This window comes from Cyclobacterium sp. SOCE241, from assembly GCF_056867545.1.
On sequence record NZ_CP149779.1, the window covers coordinates 5,365,063 to 5,376,850 of the forward strand.

Annotated in this window: 11 protein-coding genes; 10 read left to right on the forward strand and 1 reads right to left on the reverse strand. The window is 39.7% G+C overall.

What is annotated here, in order from left to right; all coding sequences use genetic code 11:
* Positions 1–49 precede the first annotated feature (49 nt).
* On the forward strand, positions 50–445 hold the full coding sequence (locus tag WG932_RS27305; protein ID WP_483086010.1) for a hypothetical protein: 396 nt from the start codon (positions 50–52) through the stop codon (positions 443–445).
* Positions 445–1,974 (forward strand): AAA domain-containing protein, encoded by a 1,530-nt coding sequence (locus tag WG932_RS27310; RefSeq protein WP_483086011.1) that lies wholly within the window; start codon positions 445–447, stop codon positions 1,972–1,974. The genes WG932_RS27305 and WG932_RS27310 overlap by 1 nt, the downstream gene beginning before the upstream one ends.
* Before the next feature lie 9 nt (positions 1,975–1,983).
* Here WG932_RS27310 and WG932_RS27315 read toward each other — a convergent pair whose 3' ends face one another.
* The gene (locus WG932_RS27315; RefSeq protein ID WP_014020861.1) at positions 1,984–2,523 is read right to left on the reverse strand and encodes a DUF4924 family protein; all 540 of its coding nucleotides are present in this window, start codon (positions 2,521–2,523) and stop codon (positions 1,984–1,986) included.
* A gap of 482 nt (positions 2,524–3,005) precedes the next feature.
* On the opposite strand from WG932_RS27315, the gene WG932_RS27320 reads away from it, so the two are divergent.
* From WG932_RS27320 to WG932_RS27355, 8 genes are all read left to right on the forward strand, one after another.
* Positions 3,006–3,215: a hypothetical protein gene (locus WG932_RS27320; protein WP_483086012.1), complete on the forward strand. Its 210-nt coding sequence runs from the start codon at positions 3,006–3,008 to the stop codon at positions 3,213–3,215.
* Between the two features lie 55 nt (positions 3,216–3,270).
* Entirely contained in the window at positions 3,271–5,064 is a 1,794-nt protein-coding gene (gene lepA / locus WG932_RS27325; protein WP_014020863.1) for a translation elongation factor 4, read from the forward strand.
* 85 nt (positions 5,065–5,149) lie between these two features.
* Entirely contained in the window at positions 5,150–6,049 is a 900-nt protein-coding gene (locus WG932_RS27330) for a bifunctional 5,10-methylenetetrahydrofolate dehydrogenase/5,10-methenyltetrahydrofolate cyclohydrolase (protein WP_014020864.1), read from the forward strand.
* Positions 6,050–6,103: 54 nt separating this feature from the next.
* A complete protein-coding gene (locus tag WG932_RS27335; protein ID WP_149394477.1) occupies positions 6,104–6,733 on the forward strand; it encodes a 7-carboxy-7-deazaguanine synthase QueE in 630 nt (209 codons plus the stop codon).
* Positions 6,734–6,793: 60 nt separating this feature from the next.
* Complete coding sequence (locus WG932_RS27340; protein WP_483086013.1) at positions 6,794–7,156, forward strand: tetratricopeptide repeat protein; 363 nt, start codon at positions 6,794–6,796, stop codon at positions 7,154–7,156.
* On the forward strand, positions 7,081–8,658 hold the full coding sequence (locus WG932_RS27345; RefSeq protein WP_483086014.1) for an OmpA family protein: 1,578 nt from the start codon (positions 7,081–7,083) through the stop codon (positions 8,656–8,658). The genes WG932_RS27340 and WG932_RS27345 overlap by 76 nt, the downstream gene beginning before the upstream one ends.
* A 155-nt stretch (positions 8,659–8,813) precedes the next feature.
* Positions 8,814–9,881 (forward strand): TonB-dependent receptor plug domain-containing protein, encoded by a 1,068-nt coding sequence (locus WG932_RS27350; protein WP_483086015.1) that lies wholly within the window; start codon positions 8,814–8,816, stop codon positions 9,879–9,881.
* Entirely contained in the window at positions 9,845–11,788 is a 1,944-nt protein-coding gene (locus tag WG932_RS27355; RefSeq protein ID WP_483088729.1) for a SusC/RagA family TonB-linked outer membrane protein, read from the forward strand. The genes WG932_RS27350 and WG932_RS27355 overlap by 37 nt, the downstream gene beginning before the upstream one ends.

The window sequence follows — 11,788 nt, forward strand, 5'->3', positions numbered from 1 at the left end:
ATTTAGGAATGATTTACTTAACCTTGAATCTTCAAACATTAAATAACAAATGACAAATATAGCGGAAGAATTATTATATACCACAAAACTTTTACGAATGGAATGGGGTGAAGACCTCGCTCAATTCCGAAGTTTGACTTTTAGAAAATCGATTAAGGACAAGGTACAGGCAGGGGTTTGTTGGTATCCGGTGCAGCTGAATAAGATTAAATGGACTTTTTCAGATCAGTTGGTGATTGAAGTTTCAGTCAAAGAAGCCTTATCAAACCATGGGTTTCATTCAGGTAAATCCATTAGTTTGTTTTCCAATGCGGAGGAAAATGACATTCAAACCACCTTTCTAAATGGTGTAGTAAACAATGTAAAAGGCAATGTGATGACCTTAAGTTTAAATACAGAGCGCCTTCCGGATTGGGTTGGTGAAGGGGGATCGGGGTTAATCTGATGTTTGATGACACCACCTATAAGGTGATGACAAGTGCCATGGAGTCAGTTACTGCATCTGAAAACAATAGGTTGGCCCATTTGAAGGAGGTGATTTTGGGACATAAAAAACCTTATTTTTTGGCTCGGGAAACGGGCAGTGCTGGGCTATTGAATGCAGGGCAAAATAAGGCGTTGGAATTGATTGAGCAAGCCAAGGACTTGGCCATAGTACATGGGCCTCCAGGTACGGGTAAAACCACAACCCTTATACAAGCCATAGTTTCCGCCACCCAAATTTATGACCAGGTGTTGGTATGTGCCCCTAGTAATGCAGCGGTTGATTTATTGGTGGAAAGAATGGGGGATGAGAACCTGGATGTGCTGCGTATAGGTCATCCGGCAAGAATTGATGAGAAAATTATTCAGCGAACCTTAGATGCGAAAATTCTGGCGCACCCCTCCTATAAAGCATATAAAAAATTACGTAAGGAAGCAGAAGAATACCGAAGGAAAGCCAATAAATTTAAACGCAATTTTGGACATGCTGAAAGGGAAAAGCGGAAAATGCATTATAATGAGGCAGGAAAATGTCAAGCAGAAGCAAGGCAGTTGTATGATTACATGACCCACTCCATTCTTGATTCCTGCCAAGTGATCGCCTGCACCTTGGTGGGTGCAGCTTCTAATTTACTCAAAGGAAAGACTTTTCAAGTAGTATTTCTTGATGAAGCAGCCCAAGGATTGGAGCCGGCAACTTGGATTCCGATAATGAAAGCACAAAAGGTGGTATTTGCCGGAGACCATTGTCAACTACCTCCTACAATCAAATCCAGAGAAGCAGCCAAAGGGCTTCAAAACACTCTCTTTGAAAAAGCCATTACCAATCAACCTGAAGCAGCTCAGATTTTATCTGTTCAATATAGGATGGCAGAGGCAATTATGGGGTTCTCTAATATCGCTTTTTATAACAATAAGCTAATAGCAGCAGCCAATACGCAAAAACATTATTTAGCGGAAGGTGAAGCCACTTTGGCCTTTATCGATACCGCAGGTAGTGGTTTTTTGGAATTTAAAGACAGGGAAACCCTTAGCATCAGTAATAAAGAAGAAGCCTTTATGTTGCTTACTTTATTAAAGGACTTATTGAAAAGAATAGGGAAGAATAATAGTGAAAACCAAGCATGGCAAGTAGGGTTGATTGCTCCCTATAGTGCACAGGTGAGGTTGTTAAAGGAAATGGTAGCCATGGATTCAGAGTGGATATTCCTCAAACAATTGGATCAAAATTTAACCATTAGTACGGTGGATGGTTTTCAAGGACAAGAGCGAGACATTATTCTCATAAGCCTTACCCGTTCAAATGAGCAAGGTGAAATAGGTTTTCTAGCTGATACAAGGAGAATGAATGTTGCACTGACACGAGCAAAAAGGAAATTAATTGTTTTAGGTGACAGTGCAACCATAGGGAACAATGGTTTTTACCAATCTTTTTTAGATTTTGTACATGCGAAAGGCGCATACCATAGCGTGTATGAATTTATGGAGTAATAATCTCTATTATCCTAGTTTTGGTTCATAACCACTCATATAGGCATGGTTCAACATGGCTAGGGTGTCTCCGAAACTTGACGCCGCATTCATAATTTCTTCAGGTATTTTGTGTCCATTTAATTTACTTAAAAGGATTCCATAAAGCGTATTGATAAAAATCTGGATTTCATGCTCTGGGATCTCTTGTTGGCTATCAGTGATTAATTGTAGCAAGTGGGGTTGGGTTTTGCGATAAACAGCCATGTATTCGGCTTCTTCTTTCAAAAGTTGCCAATGAATTTTAGCTAGGCGATCAACCAATTTTTGGGTTCTTTGTAGATGCCCTTTTTTCTGGATCCCTTCGTGCTTCATTGCCTGTATCATACTTGAAAGCCATACTCTTGTTTCCTCCTTATCCTCTTCTTGAACATTTTTATGTCCCAATACATACTCATTGACCTCATTCATTTCAAATTGGTAAGCCCTAAGTAAGTCTTCCATTCGGTACAAATACAATATGTATTCGATAATATTCTCTTTTTTCTTTTTGTCAGCGATTGATTTCATGTGTTTGTCAACTATTCTTGTTGTAAGGACTGAAGCTCAGATGCAATAAAACGATCCCACCGAGCCTGCATTTCAGGATTGTATGGCTTGGTAGCCTGAGCGTCATATTGTTCATCCATTCTTTTCCAATCTTTAAAATTCTCTTTAATAATCCTATTTAACTGAGTTCGGTGGTTTTTTCGTCAAACTTATAATTGTTTACAGAATTAAGAATTCGATGGCCGATAATCTGTGCGATAAGGTAATGCCCATTTTCATGATGAAGTACTCGTTGTTTTGTTTGTGCGTCCCGAGTTGTGAAAAATTCATTTTTAACTTGGCTCAATTCCTTATGAAGATTTATTTTAACCTCAATATCCAGACTAACGTGATCCCCTCTTTTTTTGATGTTTAATATATCAATCTCACAAGTGCTTTGTGTGATGGCATTGATTGTGGACCTATTTCCTATTAAATTTACTTTTTGAAGTCATTCCAATTGAGTGGACGATTGGGGTTTATGGAAACCACTCCACCTTTTATTGCCCGGTATTTCTCCGGAGGTTCATTTGTTGAAAGCAGTAGTGGCCAAAGGATATACAGAAGAAAATAAAGTTTCATTTGAAGCATTATATTCAGTTATTTTCGAATTTAAGCATTATCCCATTCGCTTGAAAGTATTCTCTTTCAAGCCTCAGGTGTTAAACTTCTAATTTATATGGACAAAACATATTAAAACACTAACTATTTACTACTTTTGCACTTAGTATGAACATGGATAAAATAAGAAATTTCTGTATAATTGCCCATATTGATCATGGCAAAAGTACACTAGCAGACCGACTTTTACAATTCACTAATACAGTGACAGAGCGGGAAATGCAAGACCAGCTATTGGATAATATGGATTTAGAAAGGGAGCGGGGGATTACGATTAAATCGCATGCCATCCAAATGAATTTCCCTTATAAAGGTGAAGAGTATACCTTGAACCTTATCGATACACCCGGTCATGTGGATTTTTCCTATGAAGTGTCAAGGTCTATAGCGGCTTGTGAAGGTGCTCTATTGATCGTTGATGCCTCTCAAGGTATAGAAGCGCAAACTATATCTAATCTTTATTTGGCCATTGGTCATGATTTGGAAATTATTCCGGTTTTAAATAAAATCGATCTTCCGGGTGCTCAACCTGAGGTAGTGGCTGAGGAAGTAATGGAAATGATCGGCTGTGACAGGGAGGATATTGTTTTGGCATCCGGCAAAGAAGGGATAGGCATTGAGGATATATTAAATGCTGTTGTAGAAAGAGTTCCTGCGCCTAAAGGGGAAGTTGAAGCTCCTTTACAGGCCATGATATTTGATTCTGTTTACAATCCTTTTCGAGGTGTAGAGGTGCTCTTTAGAATTTTTAATGGGACTATTAATAAAGGTGACAAAATTAAGTTTGTCAATACCGGTAGAGAATATGAGGCGGATGAGATCGGTATATTGGGTATCCAACAAAAACCACAAAATGAATTACAAGCCGGGAATGTAGGCTATTTGATTTCAGGAATTAAGGTGGCAAAGGAGGTGAAAGTAGGAGATACCATCACCCATGTTAAAAGACCTTGTAGTAATACTGTCCAAGGATTTGAGAATGTTAAGCCAATGGTTTTTGCCGGTATTTATCCGGTAGAAACAACGGATTTTGAAGAGCTAAGAGCTTCTATGGAGAAATTACAGCTCAACGATGCTTCTTTAGTTTGGGAGCCGGAAACATCGGCTGCTTTAGGATTTGGTTTTAGGTGTGGATTCCTTGGAATGCTTCACATGGAAATCATACAGGAGAGATTGGAGAGGGAGTTTGACATGACGGTTATTACCACGGTACCATCCGTGCAGTTTAGGGCATTAATGAATGATGAAACATATGCGGTAGTCAATGCGCCTTCGGATATGCCGGAACCAAACCTTTTCAAGCATATAGAGGAGCCTTTCGTTAAAGCTTCCATCATTACTGCTTCTGATTATGTAGGACCGGTGATTCAATTGTGTATGGAGAAAAGAGGGCAAATAAAAAATCAAGTTTATTTGACCTCAGATCGAGTGGAATTGACCTTTGATATGCCTTTGGTAGAAATCGTTTTTGACTTTTTTGATAAGCTTAAAACCATTTCCAGAGGTTATGCCTCTTTGGATTATGAATTGATAGGGTTTAAGCAATCCAATATGGTCAGGCTGGATGTTATGCTAAACGGTGAGCCTGTTGATGCCCTTTCGGCAATTGTCCATAGAGACAAAGCCTATGAATGGGGCAAGCGACTTTGTGAAAAGTTAAAGGAATTGGTGCCAAGACAAATGTTTGAAATTGCAATACAAGCGGCAATAGGAACAAAGGTAATTGCCAGAGAAACGGTAAAAGCCTTGCGAAAGAATGTACTGGCTAAATGTTATGGAGGAGATATTTCTAGGAAGAGAAAGCTTCTCGATAAACAAAAGAAAGGTAAGAAAAGAATGCGTCAGGTAGGGAATGTGGAAGTTCCTCAGGAGGCGTTTATGGCGGTGCTTAAACTGGATTAAGCCCGAAAGTGTCATTAAAACAAGTTATAATAGGGTAACCAACAGTTATCAAATATTTTAGGAGATTTTGTAAGAAAAGATACCTATGCAAGAAAAAGAAGGATTAGTAAGGATTGATGGTAAAAAAACTGCTGCGACGATTAAAGATGAAATAGCTGCGGAAGTAGTTTTACTTAAGAAAAATAATAAAAAAACACCTCACCTGGCTGCGATTTTAGTAGGAAACGATGGGGCCAGCCAAACTTATGTAGGGGCAAAAGTGAAGGCTTGTGAAAAAGTTGGTTTTGGTTCTACCTTAGTACGTTTGGAAGAAACTGTTTCAGAGGAAGAGCTGCTGAATGAGGTAGAGAAAATTAATGACAATCCGGACATTGATGGCTTAATTGTGCAACTGCCTTTGCCGGATCACATTTCAGTAGAAAAGGTTACGGCTAAGATAAAACCTGAAAAAGATGTGGATGGCTTTACTCCTGCAAATGTTGGTAGAATGACCTTGGGATGGCCGGCTTATATTGCAGCTACTCCTTACGGAATTGTGGAGTTATTGAAAAGATATGAAATTGAGACTTCCGGAAAACATTGTGTAGTGATTGGTAGAAGCCATATTGTAGGTTCTCCAATGAGTATTTTAATGGCCAGAAATGCCTATCCGGGTAACTGTACTGTTACCATTACTCACAGTAGGACACAGAACTTGAAAGATATTGCACGTAGTGCAGATATACTGATTGTAGCGATTGGGAGAGAAGGTTTTGTTACCGGTGACATGGTCAAAGAAGGTGCCGTAGTGATTGATGTAGGCATACACCGAATCCCTGATGCTAGTAAAAAGACTGGTTTTCGATTGGTTGGTGATGTCAACTTTGAAGAGGCAGCAGCCAAAGCTTCAGCCATCACTCCTGTACCGGGAGGAGTAGGTCCGATGACCATTGCTTCCTTATTGTACAATACCTTACTGGCAGCCAAAGGGGAAGTTTACCAGTAGGGGATTTTAATTAATATAAACAAAGCGGTTCAATTACCCGCTAGACCAAAAATTATGAAAGACAATAAAAAGACGCTTTCCAATGGGCAATATTTACCATTGATGGAAGCTTTCTATACCATACAAGGTGAGGGGATGTTCTCCGGACAACCTGCCTATTTTATACGCTTGGGTGGATGTGATGTCGGATGTGTATGGTGTGATGTGAAAGATTCATGGGATAAAGAAAGATGGCCAAAAGTGGCCATTGAAGAAATTGTGGCAGAAGCAGCTTCTTATCCCGCCCGACTGGTAGTTATCACTGGAGGAGAACCTCTAATGCATGATTTAGCTCCATTGACCCATCTATTAAAAGAAGAGGGTTTTCAAATAAACATGGAAACATCAGGGGCCCATCCTTTTAGTGGCACGATTGATTGGACTTGCCTTTCACCTAAGAAATTTAAGCAGCCATTGCCCGAAGTTTATGCGCATGCAGACGAGTTAAAAGTAGTAGTTTACAATAAAAGTGATTTTGAATTTGCGCTAAAACATGCCAAATTGGTCAATGAGAAATGTCATTTACTCTTGCAACCGGAATGGTCAAAGGCAGGTAAAATGACAAATTTGATCATTGATTTTGTGAAGGAAAATCCAGCATGGAGGGTTTCTCTTCAGACCCATAAATACATGGAAATACCCTAAGATAAGATGCTAAGAAAATTCCTTATTCTCATATCGTTTGTAAGTTTATGTTTTCAAGCAATGGGGCAGGAATTTTCTATAATTGACAAAAAAGCCATTAAGTACTTTGAAGAAGGAAATGCTTTTCTGCACAGAAAACAGCTTCCTGAAGCTGGGGAAAAGTACAAAGCAGCCTACGAAAGGAGTACTGATTTCTATGAAGCCTACCTTAAACATGCGCAGGTTTTGTTAAGCAGTGGGATGCCTGAGGAAGCGCTTAGTGTTACAAGAAAAGGGCAATCAAGGCTTCCGATTAAAGCAAATGATTTTTTAAAGGCAAATTGGCCTGGATTGAAACCCAGATTTATTTGGCTCAAGGTAGATTTCAATTGGCCTTGGATACTTTTGATGCCACGCACCAATTTTTGGCTGAAGACTTTTTAGAGTCAGCAGACTATTTAGAGAAGTTACAACAGTTTAAAATCATTGCGGAAGGTATAAAAAACCCGATTAGCATTAGTAAAAAGCGACTTTCCGGTCCATTAAATCAATTCAAACTTCAATATTTTCCGGTACTCACGGCAGATGGTAAGCGTTTGTTCTTTACCAAAAGGGATGGCATGTCGGCCAAACAAGATGAAGACATCTATTTTTCAGACCATAATGGCGACACTTGGTCTAGTCCGGAGTCAATTTCCGAATTAATCAACACCAGATACAATGAGGGTACCTGTACAATTTCCGCGGATGGAAACCTCTTGATATTTACTTCCTGCAATACGCCGGCGTCCCATGGGAGTTGTGATTTGTACATCACCGCAAGGGTAGATGGGCAATGGCAAAGTCCTGTAAATATGGGGAGGAATGTAAACACCAGATTTTGGGAATCACAGCCTTCCTTGTCAGCAGATGGGAGTTTGTTGTTTTTTTCATCCAATAGGCCTGAAGGGGAAGGAGGGATTGATATTTGGGTTTCTGAGCGACTTGAGGATGGCACTTGGTCTAAAGCAAAAAACTTGGGCCCCAATGTTAATACCCAAAAGGATGAGGTTTCTCCTTTTATATTTTTTAACAATACCGTTTTATTTTTTGCTTCTGATGGACATCCGGGATTTGGGGCTAAAGATATTTTTAGAAGTTCCATTGGGCGAACAGGTTTTGGAAAGCCTTCTAATATGGGCTTTCCAATCAATGACCAAAAAGACCAGCTGGCATTATTTATTACAGCCCAGAAAGATTTTGCCTATTACACAGAAAACAGCTATTACCAAGGGAAGGTGGACAGCTCTTTCCTTTATCGATTTGAATTCCCAAAGGAAATAGATTTAGGTCATGAACTGGTGGTCACCCGAGGGAAAGTGATCAATGAGGAAACCGGTGAGGCAGTAGAGGCAATTCTTTCACTAGTGGATCTCGAAAGGGACAGTACCCTATACAGTTTTAAATCAGATGGTAAAGATGGGGCATTTACCATGATTTATCCGGAGAAAGAAAAAACAGGACTCTACGTAGAAAAGGAGGGGTACATGCCTAAAATTTATAATGTTGACAGAGATAGCTTAAGGAATAAAGTGGGCTTTCAGATTTTATTGGAACCCATAGCTTCCGGGAAACACTTCATCTTTGAGAATGTTTTCTTCGATTTTGACAAGTCAATTTTAAAGAAAGCATCAATTAGCTCTCTAAAAAAACTGAAAAAGTTTTTACTTGCCCATCCCGGAGTCAACCTTTTAATTGTAGGGCACACTGATAATATTGGGGATTTGGAATACAATTCAGAATTAAGCTTACGCAGGGCAAGAAGTGTGAAAGAATATTTGCTACAAGAGGGGATCTCAGAGGCAAGGCTGAAAATTGAAGGAAGGGGATCCGCAGCGCCCATTCAGCCAAATGACACAGAAGAAAATAGGGCACTTAATCGAAGGATAGAAGTTTTTATCTTGTAAAAGAAATTAAGCGGGAATTTTTTTAAACTGTATCTTGATTACATTGTTAATATTTGACGATCATAAGTCTAACCTCGATTTTACCTAAGGAATCTGATTGGAAAATTCAAGGAATTTGTATAAAATTGATTGATTGTTTATTTCAACTTTACAATATGAGGAAAGCGATACTAATAGTTATTACCCTTCTTTCCGTTAATTTTTTGGTGCATGCACAAACCAGAACTATTCGTGGAACGGTGGTATCTATCGAAGATGGATTGCCTATTCCCGGAGTTACCGTTCAGGTAAAAGATGCGGGGAATGGAACGGTTACTGACATTGATGGGAACTACCAAATTTCAATTGATGGCAATGAAAATGTGCTAGTGTTTCGATTTGTGGGTATGGAGTTCCAAGAAGAGCCTGTTGGTAATAGAAGTACAATTGATGTCAGCCTAAGGCCGGAAGTTACTTCTCTAGCGGAGGTGGTGGTTACTTCCTATGGAGACCAAACCAGGAGAGAAGTGACAGGAGCCATAGCTTCTGTTAAGGGAGAAATTTTTCAGAACCTTCCCATGCAATCTTTCGATAGAGCCATGCAGGGTAGGGTAGCCGGTGTGCAAGTTACTTCCAATTCCGGGCAGCCGGGAGGTACGCTAACAGTTCAAGTGAGGGGAGTAGGCTCGATTAATGCCGGGACAGAGCCACTATATATTGTTGATGGAGTTCAAATCGCATCCGGAGGGCTTTCGGGAGAGGGAAGTCAAAATGCATTGTCTTCCATCAATCCGAGCGATATTGAATCCATTGAGGTTTTTAAAGATGCTGCAGCTGCAGCCATTTATGGTGCCCAGGCAGCCAATGGGGTAGTTTTAATCACTACAAAAAAAGGTAAATTAGGTAAAACCAGGGTTCGGTTTTCAGCCCAAGAAGGAATTGTCCAACCCATTGGATTTTATGATGTGATGAATGCCTCCGAGCTAGCATCCATTAAGCGTCAGGCCTATATAAATGCAGGACTAAACTATAGAACAGTAGAGAGTATTTTTGGCAGCCCAAGTGATGCAGATTTACAAAACTCTGATTGGATAGATGCTTTGTATAGGGATGGCAGGATGAGTGTATACGATATTTCTTTGAGTGGGGGAGATGAACGTACCAAGTTTTTCTTTCAGGTTCACATACTTATCACCAAGGGCAAATCATTCAATCGGATTATACCAGAACTACCGGTAGGATGAACTTGTCACACAAGGTCAATGAAAGGTTTACCATTGGTGCTAATTTTTCTCTTGCCAAACAGGTGACCAATGGATCGATTGATAGAGGGAATTATGTCAACAGCCCGTTTGTGGCAGGGTATGCTGCAAGACCTAATGTGCCTATTTATAATGAGGATGGGACCTATGCAGAATATCCTTCCGAACATCTTTTTGGATACAATATTGTGCAAGGGGTCAATGAGGAACTTAAGCGAGCCACAAGTTACCAGTCAGTGTCTAACTTAAATATGAACTATAAAATATTACCATGGTTAGGATTTACAGGGTTTGCCGGTTTGGACTTTTCAGACAATAGGGATGAAAACAACAGGCCTTCTACTATACCGGTATTTGCCAGTTATGGAGGGTCCTCTTATTTTGCAGACCGTAGAATTGTTAACTCAAATGCCAATGCCAACTTTAATGTCAATAAAAAGATTTTTGATGTACATACCATCAGTGGAATCCTAGGATATGAGTATAAAAAAGAAACCCAAGAAACCAATTCTGCAATAGGCCGTGGATTTCCCAATCCTGTTTTGAGGTATTTGCAAAATGCAGCTGTGCCTTACGATGTAAGTGGATTCTACACAGAATACATAAGGTCAGGATTTTTCGGTCAAGCAAAATACGATTATGACGACAAGTACAATTTCGACCTTACCATAAGGCGAGATGGTTCTTCTAGGTTTGGAAGCAATGCAAGGTGGGGGACTTTTGGAGCGGTATCTGCAGGTTGGAGGATTTCTTCTGAGCCTTTTATGAGGAATACTGATTGGGTGGATAACCTAAGATTAAGGACTTCTTTTGGGGTGACAGGCAATTCAAGCATTGGCAATTTTGAATCCAGAACTTTGCTTAGTACCGCAGGACAATACCTTGGTGGAGGGGCTTTAAGTTTTGTCCAGTTGGGAAATGACTTGTTAACATGGGAAGAATCAGTATCTACCAATATTGGAGTTGATGCTACCTTATTTAATGGAAGGATAATTGTAACCTTGGATGCTTGGAGAAAAGATTCTCGGAAGTTGCTTTTTGATACGCGATTGCCTTTGGATTCAGGCTTTGGTAGCATCACAAGAAATGCAGGAAAACTACGTAATCAAGGGATAGATTTTGATATTCAGACCACCAATTTGATCATTGGGAAATTTAGCTGGTCCACCGGTTTCAATACGTCCATATTCTCCAATGAATTGTTAGAATTATATGAAGGTCTTGATAGGATAGGGAATGATCTGATAGTAGGAAAACCCATTTCATTTTTATATGGATATGAGTATGCCGGAGTAAACCCTGCAAATGGTTCTCCCATGTACTATGATGAAAATGGTGAATATACTTACTTGGTTACAGATGATGACATGAAGTACCTAGGGAGTACAATGCCATGGACTTATGGAGGGTTATCAAATACTTTGAAATATGGACCGGTGAGTCTGGAAGTATTTTTCCAATATCAATATGGAAATTTGGCTTTCAATCAAGATTTATACAACCTGGCACAAGCTGGATCTATAGGACAGGATAATCAAACGAGGGATCAGTTGTATTTTTGGCGGGAGCCGGGACAGATAACCAATGTACCTATCCCTTATGAAGGAGGGCGTATACCCGGTCATTCAGGCTATCAACAGACCTCTACCAGACTTATTTCTGACGGTAGCTATATCCGACTGAAGCAAGTGACTTTGAATTATAACTTACCAAAAACTTTATTGAACAAAGTTAAAATTGAAGAACTAAATGTTTTTGTTCAAGGAATAAATTTGTGGACACTTACAAAATACAATGGCCTAGATCCGGAGGTAAATTCACTGGGGACCACCTATGGAACTTATCCTAGCTCTAAACAAATGACGGCAGGTATCAACTTAACCTTTTGA